This is a genomic window from Candidatus Villigracilis affinis (assembly GCF_016705895.1).
In the GTDB taxonomy this organism is placed as follows: domain Bacteria; phylum Chloroflexota; class Anaerolineae; order Anaerolineales; family Villigracilaceae; genus Villigracilis; species Villigracilis affinis.
Window position 1 is genome coordinate 533,102 of the sequence record NZ_JADJKT010000036.1, and the last position, 17,605, is coordinate 550,706.

17 protein-coding genes are annotated in these 17,605 nt (G+C 50.8%); 11 read left to right on the plus strand and 6 right to left on the minus strand.

Annotation, left to right across the window (positions count from 1 at the left end):
- Positions 1 to 16 precede the first annotated feature (16 nt).
- The 4 genes from IPI86_RS17715 to IPI86_RS17730 all read right to left on the minus strand — a co-directional run bounded on the left by IPI86_RS17715 (position 17) and on the right by IPI86_RS17730 (position 4,217).
- Entirely contained in the window at positions 17 to 1,237 is a 1,221-nt protein-coding gene (locus IPI86_RS17715) for an ABC transporter permease (RefSeq protein ID WP_345299338.1), read from the minus strand.
- Positions 1,238 to 1,246: 9 nt separating this feature from the next.
- Positions 1,247 to 2,473, minus strand: a complete 1,227-nt coding sequence (locus IPI86_RS17720; RefSeq protein ID WP_345299339.1) for an FtsX-like permease family protein — start codon at positions 2,471 to 2,473, stop codon at positions 1,247 to 1,249.
- 51 nt (positions 2,474 to 2,524) lie between these two features.
- On the minus strand, positions 2,525 to 3,211 hold the full coding sequence (locus tag IPI86_RS17725; protein ID WP_345299340.1) for a TetR/AcrR family transcriptional regulator: 687 nt from the start codon (positions 3,209 to 3,211) through the stop codon (positions 2,525 to 2,527).
- Between the two features lie 190 nt (positions 3,212 to 3,401).
- Positions 3,402 to 4,217: a hypothetical protein gene (locus tag IPI86_RS17730; protein ID WP_345299341.1), complete on the minus strand. Its 816-nt coding sequence runs from the start codon at positions 4,215 to 4,217 to the stop codon at positions 3,402 to 3,404.
- Positions 4,218 to 4,395: 178 nt separating this feature from the next.
- Here IPI86_RS17730 and IPI86_RS17735 point away from each other — a divergent pair, with 178 nt between their 5' ends.
- The gene (locus IPI86_RS17735) at positions 4,396 to 4,911 is read left to right on the plus strand and encodes a DUF3597 domain-containing protein (RefSeq protein WP_345299342.1); all 516 of its coding nucleotides are present in this window, start codon (positions 4,396 to 4,398) and stop codon (positions 4,909 to 4,911) included.
- A 78-nt stretch (positions 4,912 to 4,989) separates the two neighbouring features.
- Here the strand turns inward: IPI86_RS17735 and IPI86_RS17740 are convergent, their stop codons facing one another.
- Together IPI86_RS17740 and IPI86_RS17745 are read right to left on the minus strand one after the other, a co-directional pair.
- Positions 4,990 to 5,205: a hypothetical protein gene (locus tag IPI86_RS17740; RefSeq protein WP_345299343.1), complete on the minus strand. Its 216-nt coding sequence runs from the start codon at positions 5,203 to 5,205 to the stop codon at positions 4,990 to 4,992.
- A complete protein-coding gene (locus tag IPI86_RS17745; protein ID WP_345299344.1) occupies positions 5,154 to 5,468 on the minus strand; it encodes a carboxymuconolactone decarboxylase family protein in 315 nt (104 codons plus the stop codon). The genes IPI86_RS17740 and IPI86_RS17745 overlap by 52 nt, the downstream gene beginning before the upstream one ends.
- A 188-nt stretch (positions 5,469 to 5,656) precedes the next feature.
- Between IPI86_RS17745 and IPI86_RS17750 the strand changes: the two genes are divergently transcribed.
- From IPI86_RS17750 to IPI86_RS17795, 10 genes are all read left to right on the plus strand, one after another.
- A complete protein-coding gene (locus tag IPI86_RS17750) occupies positions 5,657 to 6,667 on the plus strand; it encodes a LacI family DNA-binding transcriptional regulator (protein WP_345299345.1) in 1,011 nt (336 codons plus the stop codon).
- 303 nt (positions 6,668 to 6,970) lie between these two features.
- On the plus strand, positions 6,971 to 8,383 hold the full coding sequence (locus tag IPI86_RS17755; protein WP_345299346.1) for an ABC transporter substrate-binding protein: 1,413 nt from the start codon (positions 6,971 to 6,973) through the stop codon (positions 8,381 to 8,383).
- 141 nt (positions 8,384 to 8,524) lie between these two features.
- Complete coding sequence (locus IPI86_RS17760) at positions 8,525 to 9,640, plus strand: sugar ABC transporter permease (protein WP_345299347.1); 1,116 nt, start codon at positions 8,525 to 8,527, stop codon at positions 9,638 to 9,640.
- Positions 9,640 to 10,728: a carbohydrate ABC transporter permease gene (locus IPI86_RS17765; protein WP_345299348.1), complete on the plus strand. Its 1,089-nt coding sequence runs from the start codon at positions 9,640 to 9,642 to the stop codon at positions 10,726 to 10,728. Before IPI86_RS17760 ends, IPI86_RS17765 begins: the two co-directional genes overlap by 1 nt.
- Before the next feature lie 49 nt (positions 10,729 to 10,777).
- Positions 10,778 to 12,370, plus strand: coding sequence for a maltose alpha-D-glucosyltransferase (gene treS, locus IPI86_RS17770; RefSeq protein ID WP_345299349.1), 1,593 nt, complete (start codon positions 10,778 to 10,780; stop codon positions 12,368 to 12,370).
- 12 nt (positions 12,371 to 12,382) lie between these two features.
- Positions 12,383 to 14,335, plus strand: coding sequence for an amylosucrase (locus tag IPI86_RS17775; RefSeq protein ID WP_345299350.1), 1,953 nt, complete (start codon positions 12,383 to 12,385; stop codon positions 14,333 to 14,335).
- A 42-nt stretch (positions 14,336 to 14,377) separates the two neighbouring features.
- A complete protein-coding gene (locus IPI86_RS17780; RefSeq protein WP_345299351.1) occupies positions 14,378 to 15,907 on the plus strand; it encodes a YifB family Mg chelatase-like AAA ATPase in 1,530 nt (509 codons plus the stop codon).
- Positions 15,908 to 16,209: 302 nt separating this feature from the next.
- Entirely contained in the window at positions 16,210 to 16,569 is a 360-nt protein-coding gene (locus tag IPI86_RS17785; RefSeq protein ID WP_345299554.1) for a YciI family protein, read from the plus strand.
- A gap of 85 nt (positions 16,570 to 16,654) precedes the next feature.
- Positions 16,655 to 17,011 (plus strand): YciI family protein, encoded by a 357-nt coding sequence (locus tag IPI86_RS17790; RefSeq protein ID WP_345299352.1) that lies wholly within the window; start codon positions 16,655 to 16,657, stop codon positions 17,009 to 17,011.
- Positions 17,012 to 17,108: 97 nt separating this feature from the next.
- Complete coding sequence (locus IPI86_RS17795) at positions 17,109 to 17,597, plus strand: GyrI-like domain-containing protein (protein ID WP_345299353.1); 489 nt, start codon at positions 17,109 to 17,111, stop codon at positions 17,595 to 17,597.
- Positions 17,598 to 17,605: the final 8 nt, after the last annotated feature.

Below are 17,605 nucleotides of genomic sequence, written 5' to 3' on the forward strand. Positions count from 1 at the left end.
GGACTCGGATCCGCGTCTATTTTTCTGCGCGCAGGGCTTCGACCGGTTGCATGCGGGAAGCCATCACTGCCGGGTAAAGCCCGGCCAACAAGGTCACTACAAAGGTCATGATGGTCAGATTGACAAGGTTCTCCATCGTCAACTTGGCATAGATCGTATCGGCGATCGTCATCCCGCTCAATCCCATGTCGCCAATGTAGAATCCATTGATGTTGAAATACAGGGTAGCCAATACACCGATGATCAATCCCATCATCACACCGCCGACAGCCAGCATTGAAGATTCAGCGAGGAACAGCATCATGATGCGCCCGCCTCTCATTCCAATTGCAGAGAGGACCCCGATTTCACGTGTACGTTCGTAGACCGACATGATCAATGTATTGATGATGACCGAGGCAGAGATCGCCAGAATGATCATGTAAAAGATCGCGATGTAACTTTGCGCGAATGTCTCATATTCAACGAATAATACGTTCAAGTCTTTCCACGTCTTGATCTCCAAATTTGAAGAAACGCTCAACGCGGGGACAACGCTATCAGTCAATGTTGTATCTTTAAGCAGTACAAAAATCGTACTGGCATGATTTTCCGTCCGCGTCATCGCCTGCGCTTTTGCCAGCGGCAGAAAAACCGTCGCACTGTCGAAAGAATACGTATGGGTGGTGTAGATTCCTTTTACAATAAAAGTTTGATCCTGCACATTACCGTCGGCGGTATTAAGTGACAAGCTGACACTGTCGCCTACTTCCAAGTTCAATTTATCCGCCATCGGTTTGCCGATCAACAAGGCGTCACGGTCATCGGGATTAAGATAATCCCCGCTAATAACCCCTTCGCGGTAGGGATCGCTCGCAGGTGAAAGCGGGTCAATGCCCGTGATTCTCGCGCCCGCAGATTGAGTCCCTGAGGATAGGAATCCGCTTGCGTACAAGCGCGGTGTTGCGGTTTCGACCTGATCGAGCGCGGCGATCTTGTTTGCGACCTCATCAGGATTGGAGACAAGGTCTTCCCATTTGAGACTCGATTTATTTTCATCATACGTCGCCGCGCGGATTTGGATGTGCCCGGTTTGGAGGTTGATGGCAGACTCAATGGCGCTGCCCATCTCGCCTGCAACAACAGACGACATAAGAATCAACAGCGCAAGTCCGCCGCCCACTGCCAGCGCAGAAAAGAAACTGCGTCGGCGGTTGCGGCCCAGATCCCGAAAAGCCATTTTAAGAATTTGCATCATAGGAATGCCTCATACAAAATGCAGGGCTTCGGCAGGTTCGCGCCGCCCGGCTTCTGCAGCAGGGATAAGCGCCGCCAGCGCGGAAATGATCAAGATCATTGACACGCGCAAAGGCAGTTTCTCGATACCCCAGGTTGGGTAAGCACGGCTTTGAATCAACGCCATGTAACTGGCGGCTTGGGTCATATTGCCAAAATCGAGACCGACTTTCATCAAATAGCCGTTGATCGCCAGTCCCAGGATAATACCTGCCGCGACGCCGACCAGCCCGATCATCATGCCCTCAAGAACGAACAGCATGGAAATTTGATTCGGCTTGAGTCCCATCGCACCCAACACGCCGATCTCACGCGTGCGTTCATAAACCGCCATCAACAGCAGGTTGAGGATACCAACACCCGCGATGGCAATAATGATGATGCTGAAGACATCCATCACACCACTCTTGGTGTTGATCGCAGAAGCGAGGTCAGGATAATTCGCCTGAAACGATTCGATCTCATAGCCAGGCAGACCAGGCTGCATCGATTCGATCACAGCGCTTTCCTGACCCAGCTTTTCAAGGAAGATCGCCACTTCAGTGGAACCTGTCACTTCGTAAAGCGCCTGCGCCTCTCCAAGTGAGATATAAACGCTTTGCTTCTCAATGTCTGTCAGTCCTAAATCAAAAATACCGATAACGGTCATTGTACGTTGACGCATTTGCTCATGCTGTGAACGCCCGACCATGGTGATACGGTCACCTACTTTCACGCCCATCGCATCGGCAAGGCCCTTGCCGATCAAGACACTGTCGAGATCGTTGCTGGTGAGGTTACGCCCCTCTTTGACATTCTGCCCGATGATGTTGACGGTCATTTCCTTTTCAGGTTCGATACCAATGATACCCACTGAAAACGCGCCCTCACGGCTGGTGACCAACCCACCCGTACTGATGCGCTGTGTAGCCGCCAACGTCAGTGGATTCGCCTCCGCAGCATTGATCACCGCTTGCGGATCAACCAATGGAAAAAGCGGATTTGAATTTGCCTCGGCACGGTAGCCTTCGGCATGAACTTGAACGTTGCCGCCCAATATTTTCACGGCGTTGCCGTAAATCGCATCGGTGAACCCGTTCATTAGCCCGTCATACCACATCATCAAAGCCAGCGTCAAAGACATCGCCAGGACGATGATGATCGTGCGGCGTTTATGCCGCCAGATGTTGCGCCATGCAAGGCGCAGATAAAGTTGCATTCTTACTCCTTTTCTCTCGAAAACACGAGAGTTGATCTTCAAAAACAATTATTACTTTGGCAGCCACTCTTTCATCGTGGCAATATTACCCAACGGCAAAGAGCCTGACGGCGCGCCAAGGATCCGCTCCACCGAGTCAGAATAAGCGCCGATCAAAGCCTCAAGCTGTTGTACTGCATCTGGAGGCGGATGGTCTGTCAGCAACAATTCGACAAACTTATCTTCAAATCCATGCGACAACCCCACAAAAATATTCCCAAATTGTTCGGGATATTTTGTAGAAAACACGCCCTCGTCTATTCCCTGACGGATGATCTCCGTCAGCATCGGCGCGATCCGCTTAATAGAGGCAACTTCCTGTTTTTGGCGCATGATGGCGTTTGCATCTGCACGCCATACACGAAACAAGTCGAGCATGAACTTCTTTTGCGCCACTTTCCACCGCCCGGCGGTATCGAAATACCGCCGCATCTTTTCAATGGCAGATAGATCTTTTGCATCAACGATCGGGCGCAAAACCTGCTCGGCATCATCCAACATTCGTTCGATCAAACCATCCAATAATGATTGCTTCGAGTCGAAGTAATGGTAAAAGGCCCCCTTCGAAATCTTCAATGCATCCAAAATATTCTGAATGGACATCTGCTCATAGCCCCTGGTGTAAACCAGCTTTCGAGCCACATCCAAAATCTCATTGCGTCTGGCGGCATAATCTTCTTCTTTAACAACTCTAGGCATAACACCTCTTTTATAAACCGACGGTCGGTTTATTTTTCAGGATTATATATCTGGCGAATACCGGTGTCAATAGGATTCTTAATAAGGAAAAGAGCGCCTCCCCCTCCACCGAAACCTGCTCGGTTTTCTCGAACAGTCTCTCCCCGAAAATAAAAAATCCACGAGGCCGCTCGTGGATTTCAAACATTTCCTACTCGCTACTCACTATTCTCTGCTCCCGCGCCATTCCTGCTTTCTCCATTACCATCTTCACCATCAACCCAGCCCGCCAAAAAGCGACAGCCGCCATGCCATGCGCTAGCACCGCGAACAACGGCGGCTTTTGAAATGTGTAATACGTCCAGCATTCGCGGGTGGTCCCCCACAATTCGAGGAAGTAACCAAGCCCTGCCCCCGCGATAAAGGTCAACAATGCAAAACGATGGTCCGTGGGCGTGATGATCAGCAAAATGCATAAGATCGTCGCGAGCCATGTATAGGATTTGTCGAATGTCGGGGAAACAAAAACCAGCATCAGGATTAAGAAAGAAGCGAAAATGATCCAATAGAGAATGGCAAATAGTGAATGGTTAATAGTCAGCTTGATCTTTTTATCGAATTGATCGATTATCCAACCTAATAACCTTGTGATTCGATCAATTGAGAGACTCGCGATCGGCCACGCAGGAATGATCCACAAGGGCGGGCGTTCAGCAGTGTAGTAATGCCAGAGGTTGGTCTGAGTGCCCCACGATTCGATGGCCAGCCCGCCGCAAATACCGACGAAGACGATCAACACATCGGTCTTGAGATTCGCGCGCGCCACAATGGTGACCGACATGAAAAAAAACACGCCAAGCAGCAGCCAATCCATATACAGCCACCACGGACCGTTCCAATCGATGTAAGAAAGAACCTCCTCTGCGAGCGGCCACCAGATGTACACGATCAAAAAAACAGTGACGAAGAATCCGCCAAGCAAAATGGATGAATCACGAGTCCAAAAGGGTGTCTTTTTATTTTCCATGCAGCAGATTATATTTCATGATAAAAAAATAAAGGGAAGTCCTTCGTACTATTCCACACATATAGCTTAAATCTTTTCTCTTCATTAACCTTTCAGGGATACAAACGGTTATAATTATTTTATTGATTACGAAAGTTAATCATTCATCATATTCAAACAAAAGGAAAGGATTACCACCATGAGTTTCTTCAGCACCATTCTCCAAAAGCTCGGCCTCAAAAAAGAGGAACCCGTAGCGACACCCCCTGCCGCCGCTCCCGCCCAAACCACTTCAACCGCCGCACCCGCTAAACCGCCCGTAGGATACGGCCCCACCACTACTACCACTGCTCCTGCCACTCCCAAACCCGCAGGCACAAGCACTGTGACTGATCGCCGCGTACAGGACGACATGGCTGTAAATCACGAGCCCATGAAGCCCGTTGTGCAAGCCATCTCGGAAGTAGACGTGGTTAAGCAGTTGGAAACCCTCGGCGCAGGCTCAGGCCTCGACTGGAAAGTCTCCATTGTAGACTTGCTCAAGCTTCTCGAGATCGACAGCAGCCGCGAAGCCCGCAACGAACTCGCCAAGGAACTCGGTTGTCCCGCCGATTTGATGGGCGACTCGGCCAAGATGAACGTCTGGCTGCACAAGACCGTTCTCAAGAAGATCGCCGAGAACGGCGGCAACATCCCCGCCAGCATGCTCGACTAATAATCTGCAATTCAAAAACAGCGCGGACAAATGTCCGCGCTGTTTTTACTTAAAGTATGGAGTAGGTTATCTTGCGAATCATTCTCCAAATCCCGCAGGCGGAATCCCCAAAGCCTGGATCAACCGCGCCCAAAAATTGACCTGCGCCGCGGTGCTGACAAGAATTACAAATTCTCGCTCTGAAAATGCCGCTTTCACTTTCTCAACCATTTCAGGCCGAAACTTCAATGGTGTTTCGGAGATCAGGCGGGTGTAGGCAATCGCCAGTTTTTCACGTTCCGAAAAACTCCCCACTTTTCAGGGTCTCCACGCAACGCCTCGGCTTCTTCATCGCTAATACCGTACTTTCGATATTCATACGAATTCATATCCACGCAAAATGGACAGGCCACCGCATACGAAGCCGTCATGCGGATCAACTTGAGCATGCGCTGGTCCATGCGGCCGTCTTCGTGAGCAACAAGTGCCTCCATGATGCCCGAGCCGATGGCGGCCTTCGGATACCAGGCAAGGATACGCGGGGGCAGCATCATTCTGCCAGTGATCTTTTCAGACATCCAAATTCCGAGTCTCAAAAGAAATGGGATCTTTACAGGTTGGGGGATAAAAGACATGCTGAAATTATAAACCTTCGCGACTCTGTAAACAGCATGGTTACCTGCCACCGGCTGGCCTTTTCAAAACCTTATTGGCAACTCCTCATAACTATGTTAAACTGAAAGTGCTTTCACCCAACTTTCATATTATGACATCTGCTAAAAAGACCCCCACAATTTACGATGTAGCTAAACTTTCCGGCGTAAGCATCACCACCATCTCACGCGTTCTTAATTCACCGGATAAGGTAAATCCCAAGACCCGCCAACAAGTGATGGATGCGATCGACCAGTTGGGCTTTGTTCCCAAGGCCGAAGCACGCGCCCGTGCCATGCGCTACACGAACCGCATCGGTGTCATCACACCCTTCTTCACTGCGCCTTCCTTTGTCCAGCGTTTACGCGGAGTTGCAGCAACTTTATCCAAGGCAAGTTACGAGCTGGTCATTTATCCCGTCGATTCAGCCGAACACCTTCAGGGATACATCTCCTCTATTCCTGTCATGAGAAACTTGGACGGACTGATCATTATGTCGCTGGCCATCGACGAAAAAGATGCACAGCGTCTGGTCGATAATGCAATGCACACTGTTCTTATAGAATACTCAAACAGCTTGTTGAACAGTATCGTGATCAATGATGCGCACGGTGGACGACTTGCCGCCGAGCATTTGATCGGCAAAGGGCACAAATCCTTTGGATTTATAGGAGATATCGAACCCCCGGAACGCTATGCCATTCACCCAGTCAGGTCTCGTTTACAAGGGTTTAAAGAGGCATTGAATGAAGCGGGAATAGACCTCTCTAAAAAATATATCAAACAGGCATACTATAGCCAGGAAAATTCACGCGAAGCCGCATTGGAATTGCTCAATATGAGCAAACGTCCAACCGCTATTTTCGCCGCATCAGATATTCAGGCGATCAGCATTATGAAAGTTGCCCGCCAGTTGAATTTACGGATCCCTGAAGACCTTGCCGTGATCGGCTTTGACGACATCGATATGGCAGAATATGTAGACCTCACCACCATCCGCCAGCATCTGGATGATTCAGGTCGGCTGTCTGCTGAAATGGTGTTGGCGCGCATCAATGACCCAGGTAGGATACTGCAAAATATCCATCTTCCGCTCACCCTCATCGAACGTCAAACCGCATAACATCCATCAAAACATCAAGATGGATTGTAGAAGCTACAAAGCAACTTCTTGCAGATTCAACGCTTCAATCCCAGCTGATAACTGATCATTTCAATATAAATATTCCTTCCCCAAAAAATTGAAATTGCCTCTTGACTCGGGTAAATGAAAGTGCTAAACTAAAATATGAAAGTGCTTTCAGGATAACACTTTCAGATACTTTCCCTTCCTCTTCAGGAGGTGTACTTTTACAAACAAAAGTATGAATCCCCCCCATCGTCCGTCAACCATTGAAATATCTTGAACAAAATAATGAGGAGAAAAATGAACAAGAAATCCCTGTTATGGTCTTTGATGAGCCTGCTCGTTCTGGCTTCTATGTTGCTCTCTGCCTGCGGTGCCCCCGCCACTGAAGCCCCTGCCGTTGTAGAAGAACCCGCTGCGACTGAAGCTCCCGCCGCAACCGAAGCTCCTGCCGCTACTGAAGCTCCCGCTGCCACCGGTACCTTCCTCGAACGCGCTTATGCTGGCGAATTTTCCGGTACTGTTGTAACCGCCACAGGTCCGTTCGTGGATGCGGATGCCCAGAAGTTCGATGCCACCATGGCCTCCTTCGAAGAAGCCACCGGTATCGATATCCAATATCAAGGCTCCAAGGAATTCGAAGCCTCCATCAAGGCGTCCATTGACGCTGGCAACGCCGCCGATCTGATCGACTTCCCCCAGCCCGGTCTTCTTTCCACCTTCGTTGCACAGGGCAAGATCGTTGATGTGAGCCAATACCTCGATATGGAAGCTGTTGCCGCCAACTACAACCAATCCTGGTTGGACATGGCCACCATGGAAGGTCCCGATGGCCCGATCATGGCTGGTATTTGGGAACGTGTGAACGGCAAATCCCTCGTTTGGTATCCCAAGAAGGCATGGGACGAAGCTGGTTATGCAATCCCAACAACCTGGGATGAAATGACCACTCTCATGGACCAGATGGTTGCTGATGGTTCCACCCCGTGGTGTATCGGTATCGAATCCGGCGCCGCCACTGGCTGGGCTGCCACCGACTGGATGGAAGAACTCATGCTCCGCACCACCTCCCTCGAGAACTACGATGCGTGGGTAAAGGGCGAGCTTCCCTTCAATTCACCTGAAGTTAAGAATGCCGCTGAAGTGATGACCAGCATTTGGGCTGATCAATATGTGTACGGCGGACGCGCCAGCATTGTTGAAACAAGTTTCGGCGATGCCCCATTGCCCATGTTCGATGCAGATGGCCCCAAGTGCTGGATGCATAAGCAGGGTAACTTCATCACATCCTTCTTCCCCGAAGGGACAGTTGGCGGTGAAGACTACAGCTTCTTCTACTTCCCCGGCAAAGACGAAGCCTATGGCAAGCCTGTTCTCGTCGCTGGTGACATCTGGGCTGCTACAAATGACCGCCCCGAAGTGATGGCAGTGATGGAATACTTCACCAAGGGTGAACACCTCAAGGTGTGGATGGAACAAGGCGGCGCGATCGCTCCTCACAAGGATGCTGACCTGAGCTGGTATGGCAACGACATCGAACGCGGCGTTGCTGAGATCATCCAGAACGCCACCTCCGTACGCTTTGATGGTTCCGACCTCATGCCCGGTGCCGTTGGTTCTGGTACCTTCTGGTCCGAAATGACCAACTACATCTCCGGCGCAACCGATCTGGATACTGCACTTTCCAACATCGACGCCTCCTGGCCCAAGTAATAAAATAGCAACAAAACCTGTCGGCTCGTTCACACGAGCCGACAGGTAATTAATGACACATCACCTGATACAATAGCACGAATCAATTCATTCATCACCGCTCAACTATTCTTTTATATGAAAGGATCGGCGGCAAATCCCATGACATCTACAACACCTCATAGCTCCAAGTCTGGCAACAGGACCATTACGGGGATACTGGCCCTTATTCCCCTGCTCGCATCGCTGGCTGTTTTGGTGTGGGGGTTCTTCTTTTTACGCGATATCCAACTGGCCAAAGACTCAAATATTCCCCAGGTTGTCACTGTGCTTATGGCAATCGTTTGGGGTGTTGGTGGTGTGATCCTTCTTTTTACAACTGCCAATTTCTTTATTGAACAACTATCAGATGCATGGGTGCGAAGACTCCAGCCTGTGCTATTCGTAGGCCCGGCCATCCTAATGCTCGTCTGGGCATTGGTCTTGCCGACCATCCGCACATTGGTCTTGAGTTTTTACGATGAAGGCAGCGCCAACTTCGTTTGGTTTGAGAATTTCAAATTCGTCTTTACCAATGATGCGATGTTGACCGTCTTCCGCAACAACCTAATGTGGATGATCTTCGGAACGATCTTCACCGTCTCCACGGGGCTGTTGATCGCTGTGCTGGCAGACCGCAGTAAGTTTGAATCGTTTGCCAAGGCGCTCATCTTCATGCCGATGGCGATCTCATTCGTAGGCGCAGGCGTCATCTGGAATTTTGTGTATGCCGTAAAACCCGTGGATGCACCGCAGATCGGTTTGCTTAATTCGATTGTGGTATTTTTCGGCGGCCAGCCCCAGGCGTGGACAGCCTTCTTCCAACCATGGAACAACTTCTTCCTGATCGTGATCGTCATTTGGCTTCAAACGGGCTATGCCATGGTGCTATTCTCAGCGGCCATCAAGGGCGTCCCAAGTGAAATCCTCGAAGCCGCCCGCGTGGATGGCGCAACCGAACTCCAGCTCTTCTTCCGCATCATGATCCCGCAGATCATGGGGACGATCATTACCGTATCCACCACCATCATCATCTTCACCTTGAAAATATTTGACGTGGTCATCGTCATGACGGGCGGCCAGTATGGCACCAGCGTGATCGCGACCGAATTCTATCGTCAATACTTTACCTATAATAATAACGGCGTCGGCTCCGCCATCGCCATTATTCTTTTGATCGCGGTCACGCCTGTCATGGCATACAACCTGCGTCAGTTCGCACAACGGGAGGTGTTCTAATGAAGAATAAAAAAATGCTCAACAGCCTCCTCATTAATGGCGTGCTCGCCGTCATCTGCCTATGCTGGACCGTGCCCACGATCGGCCTGCTCATTTCCTCCTTCCGTGACCGCATCGACATCAACCGTACGGGTTGGTGGACGATCTTCCCGCACAAAGACTGGGTCTCCGTTGAAAAAGTAAAACCAGGTCCCGAAGTGGACCGCAATCAACCGATGACCTTCGAAGGCATCACCGCGACATTCGAGGAATTCAGCCAGGGAATCGAAACAAAAGATTTGCGCCTCAAGTGGGTCGGCAATCGCCGCGTTGGTTATCTTGACATTCAAAGATACGGCTGGACGGCAGCCTCAAACTTCTCATTGGAAAACTACAAACAGGTATTGGCAGGCGATGATTACACTGCCACACTGGCCGATGGAACTACCGTCACCGAGCGTGGCGACAATATGAACCGCGCCTTCCTAAACAGTCTCGCAGTCGCAATTCCAGCCACAGTGATTCCCATTTCACTGGCGGCCTTTGCCGCCTACGGCTTTGCGTGGATGAAATTCCCAGCGCGTAAAATGCTATTTGCACTCGTGGTGGCTTTGCTGGTCGTGCCTTTGCAGATCGCATTGGTTCCGATCCTGCGCGACTACGTCCGCCTTGATCTGAACGGCACCTTCCTCGCAGTCTGGCTGGCCCATACGGGGTTTGGTCTGCCGCTGGCGACATATCTGCTCTTCAATTATATGAGCGAACTTCCACGAGATATTTTGGAAGCTGCATTTGTGGATGGCGCTTCGCACTTTACGATCTTCACAAAGTTGATCCTGCCGTTATCCGTCCCTGCGCTGGCTTCCTTTGCGATCTTCCAATTCCTTTGGGTATGGAATGACTACCTCGTGGCATTGATCTTCATCGGCGCATCGCCCACAAATCAATTGCTCACCCAAAGGCTGGCAGAGATCGTCGGCTCACGCGGACAGGACTGGCATCTTCTCACCGCAGGCGCATTTATCACCATGCTTCTGCCGCTCGCAGTATTCTTCGGTTTGCAACGCTTCTTCGTGAGGGGATTGCTTGCAGGCTCAGTCAAAGGTTAAAGGAGATAAATGGACTGGGCAAAACCCAGTCCATTTTTTATATTAAAACATGGAAACAACCTGGTACAAAGACGCTGTCTTCTATCAAATCTCAGTACGCGCATTCAAAGACAGCAATGGGGATGGCTATGGCGACCTGCGCGGACTCGAACAAAAACTGGAATACATCCGCGATCTGGGAATCGACTGCATCTGGCTAATGCCGATCTATCCCTCTCCCCTGCGCGATGACGGCTACGACATCGCAGACTATTGCAACGTGGCCGAGATGTATGGAAACCTGGATGACTTGAAGTCGCTAATTCAGACGGCGCATTCACTCGATATCCGCATCATCATGGACCTCGTGCTGAATCACACCTCAGATGAACATCCGTGGTTCAAGGCTTCCCGCTCCGATAAAAACTCGCCATATCGTGATTACTATGTCTGGAGCGATACCGACCAAAAATACAAGGACACACGCATCATCTTTCTGGACACCGAACCCTCCAATTGGACTCTGGATGAAAAGACAGGCCAATATTACTGGCATCGTTTCTACGCCAGCCAGCCCGACTTGAATTTTGATAACCCAAAAGTTCAGGAAGAAATGCTCAACGTGGCAAGTTTCTGGCTCGACCTCGGCATTGACGGTTTTCGCGCTGACGCAGTTCCATATCTCTTCGAGCGTGAAGGCACAAACTGCGAGAACCTGCCTGAAACACATATCTACCTCAAGGGCCTGCGCACTTTCATGGATACGAATTACCCCGGCAGGATTCTGCTGTGCGAAGCGAACCAATGGCCTGAAGATGTTCGTCCCTACTTCGGTGATGGCGACGAATTCCACATGGGCTTCCACTTCCCCATCATGCCGCGCATCTACATGGCGCTCAAAAAGGAACGCCCCGATGACATGATCGAGATCCTGCGCCGCACACCGACCATTCCTGAAAATTGCCAGTGGTGCATCTTCCTGCGCAACCACGATGAATTGACCCTCGAAATGGTCACCCCTGAAGAACGCGATTGGATGTGGCAGCAATATGCACCCGAACCGAATATGAAATTAAATCTGGGCATCCGCAGGCGGCTTTCATCCCTGCTCGATGACGATCGCTGCAAGATCGAGCTGGCCAACTCCATTCTATTCACGCTCCCAGGTTCACCAATTATCTACTACGGCGACGAGATCGGCATGGGCGACAACCTTGACCTCTTCGACCGCAACGGCGTCCGCACGCCGATGCAATGGGATAATTCACCCAATGCGGGTTTCACCAGCGGAAAACCGTTCACCGAATTTGTCAAAGATGGACGAAGCTACGAACATATCAACGTCGCCAGTCAAATGGCAGATCAAGATTCGCTGTTCCACGCCATCAGCCGCATGGTCAATACCCGTAAGGCACATCATGTATTTGGCCGCGGCAGCATGGAATGGATTGAAACAAACAATCCGTCCATGGCAATTTACATACGGAAATATCAGGGTGAAACATTATTGATCGTCAATAATCTGAGCAGTTCCGCGCAAACTGTTTCTCTTCCCGCCGAACTCCACGCGGACTATATTGAACTGCTCTCCAATATCCGACAGCAGATCAATTCCTCGATCACGCTGGAACCCTACGACCATCTCTGGTTGAAAAGAGAATAAATTTTCAAATCCATGAATGATATAACCCAACTCAAAAACGAATCGAAACGCGCCCTGCAGCGCCTGATTCCGCGCGTAAAAAAGGAATTGGAAAGTTCCGTTGCCGCCGACCCAAATGGCTGGCAGGATTTCTCAAACCGCCTGGATAAATATTTCCCCGCGTTATTCAGTTTATATCTTGGAATGTACGGCGGTCAGTATGATTTCTTCTTCCATCTGGAAGACCTCATCACCAGCCTGGCGCGCTCATGGTTTCAACGCCCCGCCGATTTGCGCGCACTGGACAATGCCCGGGAGAAGAATCCGCTTTGGTTTCAATCGAACCAGATGCTGGGCGGAGTCTGTTACGTCGACCTTTTCGCAGAGAATCTCGAAGGGGTGAAATCCAAGATCCCCTACTTCAAGGAGCTCGGCCTCACCTATCTGCATCTCATGCCGTTGTTCAAAGCGCCCGAAGGCGAGAACGACGGCGGCTATGCCGTGAGCAGTTATCGCGAAGTGCATCCGCCGCTCGGTACCATGGAAGAACTCGCATCCCTTGCAGATGAATTGCGCAGTGCAGGCATTAGCCTTGTTGTGGATCTCGTTTTCAATCACACTTCGGATGAACACCTGTGGACCAGCGGTGTGAAATCGGGCAACGAAGAATATCAGGATTTTTATCGCATCTTCCCCAACCGTGAAATGCCCGACATCTATGAACAGAATCTCAGGGAGATATTCCCCGAGGAACATACAGGCGCATTCACATTTTTCCCCGACCTGTTCAAAGATGGCGGCTGGGTGTGGACAACCTTCCACTCCTATCAATGGGACTTGAATTACGCCAACCCCGCCGTCTTCAATCGCATGACAGAAGAGATGTTGTTTCTCGCCAATCAGGGCGTTGAAGTAATTCGCCTCGACGCTGTAGCTTTCATCTGGAAACAGCTCGGCACGAATTGCGAAAACCTGCAGGGCGCGCATCAATTAATTCAAGCCTTCAATGCCGTTGCCCGAATCGCCTCGCCCGCATTGCTGTTCAAATCCGAAGCCATCGTCCATCCCGATGACGTGGTCAAATACATTTCAGCAGACGAATGCCAGCTTTCCTACAATCCGTTATTGATGGCATTATTGTGGAATTCGCTTGCCACACGCGAAGTGAAGTTACTTTCACACTCTCTCGCCACACGTTTCAAACTTCATCCCGACACAGCCTGGGTCAATTATGTGCGCGTCCACGATGACATCGGCTGGACCTTCTCCGACGAAGATGCCGCTTCCTTTGGCATCAACGGCAACGACCATCGCCGCTTCCTGAATGAATTTTACAGGGGCCGATTCGAAGGCAGTTTTGCACGCGGACTTCCCTTTCAAGAGAATCCAAAAACAGGTGATTGCCGCATCAGCGGGACGGGCGCTTCGCTCGCAGGATTGGAGAAGGCTTTAAAGGAAGAAGGCGCACACGAAGTGGAACTGGCCGTTCGGCGCATTCTCCTTATCCACGGCGTGATCCTCACCGCTGGCGGAATTCCGCTCATTTATCTCGGCGACGAGATCGGCACGCTCAACGATTACACCTACCGCGACGATCCAGCCCATGAACGCGACAGCCGCTGGGTACACCGCCCAAAAGCGGATTGGGAGAAGTATGCAAGGCGAAACGATTTCCGTACCATTGAAGGGCGTGTTTATCAGGGGCTTAAACTGTTGATCGACCTGCGAAAAAAACACAACGTCTTCTCAGGCGGCGAATTGGAGATCATCCAAACCGAGAACGACCACGTTCTGGGATTCATGCGCATGCACGCGGGCAAACGCTCCGTCATCTTCGCGAATTTTTCCGAAGCCCCGCAAATGATCGTCTCACGCATCATCGAACAATATTCTGTAACGAGCATCAAGCAATTACACGGACGCAGCACGCCCTCGCGTCACAAAGAACTCAAACTTGAGCCGCTTGATTTTGTCGTCTTCGGGTAAACACATCCATCATAAAGTCAAAACATCATGTAAAATAAAACCATGCTCTCCCGAGTTTACTCCTGCGCTGTAGTGGGTCTTGAAGGCGTCATCGTTGAAGTGGAAGTCGATTACACCAACGGTCTGCCCGGTGTCACCATTGTGGGCCTGCCCGATGCCGCCGTGCAAGAGAGTCGTGAGCGTGTGCAAACCGCAGTCAAGAATGCGGGCTTGCATTTCCCCCGTCACCGCATCGTTGTCAATCTCGCTCCCGCAGTCGTCCGCAAGGAAGGACCCGCCTACGACCTGCCCATCGCACTCGGTGTCATCCTCCTCGCAGGCCACCTCCCTCATGATGTCGTGGATGGCACACTCGTCGTCGGTGAGCTTTCACTTGATGGCGTCGTCCGTCACACGCGCGGCATTTTGCCAATGGCCGCCACAGCCCGCGCCAATGGATACAAGCGGATGTTCGTCCCTGAAGTGGATGCGCCCGAAGCGGCCTTGATTCCCGGCCTTGAAATTATCCCGGTCAAATCGCTTGCGGATCTCTACGACCATTTAGCGGGTCGGCGTTTAATTCAGCCTTATCAACCCTCAGAGAATTTTCTCGAACCGCTCTTCACCCCCACTGACTTCTCCGAAATCAAAGGTCAGGAACACGTCAAACGCGCACTCGAAGTTGCGGCCGCGGGCGGGCACAACGTTTTGATGGTCGGCAGTCCTGGCGCTGGCAAAACATTGATCGCGCGCGCCCTGCCCGGCATTCTCCCTGAAATGTCCATCGAAGAATCTTTAGATGTGACGCGCATCTATTCTGTTGCAGATCAACTCCCCGTTGGAACACCCTTAATCAAACATCGTCCATTTCGATCACCGCATCACACGATTTCACATGCGGGTCTCGTCGGTGGCGGGAATATTCCCAAGCCCGGCGAAATCTCCCTTGCGCATCGCGGCGTGCTCTTCCTCGATGAATTCCCCGAATTCGGCACACGCGTTCTCGAAGTAATGCGGCAACCCATGGAAGATAAAGTCGTCACCATCAGCCGCGCCAAAGGCTCACTAACTTTTTCAGCAAACTTCCAATTGATCGCTGCCATGAATCCCTGCCCTTGTGGCTACTACGGCGATTCCCTCAAGCCCTGCACTTGCGCGCCTGCTATGGTAACCAAATACCAAAAACGCATCTCCGGTCCCCTGCTCGACCGCATCGACATTCACATCGAAGTCCCGCGCGTGGATTACGAAAAACTTAGCGGCAACAAACTTGGTGAGTCAAGTGAAGCTATCCGCAAGCGCGTTCAAACCGCCAGAGATATTCAAAATAATCGTTTCTCTAATGGAGAAGCTAAAGATGTTGTCTGCAACGCAGACATGCGCATCGGGGAGGTAAGGCAATTTTGCAGCCTCCAGCCCGAAGGTCAGAGTTTGATGCGGGCGGCAATGAGTCAACTCAATTTGTCGGCGCGTGCTTATCACCGCATCCTCAAACTCTCACGCACCATCGCAGACTTGGCAGGGAGTGAAGAGATCCAGTCCACGCATTTGGCGGAGGCGTTGCAGTACCGTCCGAAGATCATGATGGGGTGATAAAAACCCAAATCTTCAGGCTTAGGATAAAAGATGTAGTGGGAAATAATTCTATACGGGTATAAATTTAGGTAATCGCGATTTATACCCCACCATAAAAAGAAGAAAATATCCGAAAATAGTTTAGCACCTCTGTATCTAGGGGTGTTTTTGTTGGGAGGTTCTCATACATGTTAATACCGCTCAATTTTCACTCAACCCCATTATTTCCCATTATCCTTCACACCAGTTCAGTTTTCGAACGGATGTTTTGTCGATTTCAAACCTTCTCAAACGACTATTCAATAAAAAAGGAGTCCATGATGAAATTTTTATGTGTTGTATATGAGGAACCAAACAATGGGCTGGGCCCACAGACCGAGAAGGAAGCAGATGACCTTGTCAATGAGCACCTTGATTACGATGAAACCCTGCGCCAGAGCGGACATTGGCTCATCGCCCAAGCCCTGCAGCCTGTGGAAACCGCCACGACGGTGCGCATGCGAAACGGGAAGATTTCCATCACTGATGGGCCATTTGCCGAGACCAAGGAAGTATTGGGCGGATTCGTGCTGATCGAGGCAAAGGATATGGAGGAAGCAGTCCAGGTCGCTGCCAGGATTCCCTCCGCCCGCATGGGGTTTATTCACGTCCGCCGCGTGTACGAATTTGAGAAGAAGTAGGCATTTTTTTCAGATTGTCGATTTTGGGCTATGCCAAACGACTATTCCCTGAAAGCAAGTTCAAATCTACTTAAAGGAGTACACAATGAAATATCTATGTCTGGTTTATTTTGACGGGACGGTACTCGACAAAATGTCGGAGACCGAAAAGATCGCTTTTGACAACGAGTCGCTGGCTTATGACGAAGAGCTTCAACGCAGCGGCCATTTCATCGCTGCAGAGGCACTTGAGTCTGTAAAATCTGCCGTCACCGTACGGATGCGTAACGGGAAGATCTCCACCACCGATGGCCCATTCACGGAGACCAAGGAACAACTGGGCGGCTTCATCCTGATCGAAGCCAGGGACTTGAACGATGCCATCCAGGTCGCCGCAAAAATTCCGCTGGCCCGTTTTGGTAGCATTGAAGTCCGCCCGATCTGGGAATTGGAAAAGAAGTAGGCCATCAAGATATCGGATGGTGCGAACGCGATAACCGCATCTGTTACAAACTTAACCTGTGGCGCACTAGTCGATTAAAATAACAAGGAGAAAAACAATGATCAACATTACAGAACCCAAACTCGTGGATCGCAATGAACAACATTATGTAGCGATCCGCAAACTCGTCAGCATGGCTGAGATCGGCCCCACCCTGCCTCCCCTGAGCGACGATGTCTTTGCCTGGCTTGCGGAAAAAGGGATCCAACCATCAGGCGCAGTATTCTGGCGCTATAACGTCGTGGAGATGGATAAAAAACTTGAGATCGATGTGGCTGTGCCCGTTGCATCCCCCATCAAAGGGGATGGGCAGATCATCGCGGACATTTTGCCTGCCGGGCATTATGCCATGATGCTGCACACGGGGCATCCTGCTGAGCTCGAAGAAGCCACAGCAAACCTATTGGCCTGGGCAGAAAAGAATAACATCCAATGGAAGATGGACGGCGAACGCTGGGGCGGGCGTGTGGAATGGTATTACTCCGACCCGGCTATTGAACCCGATATGAGCAAATGGGAAACGGAACTGGCATTTCTAACGGCCTAACATTGAAA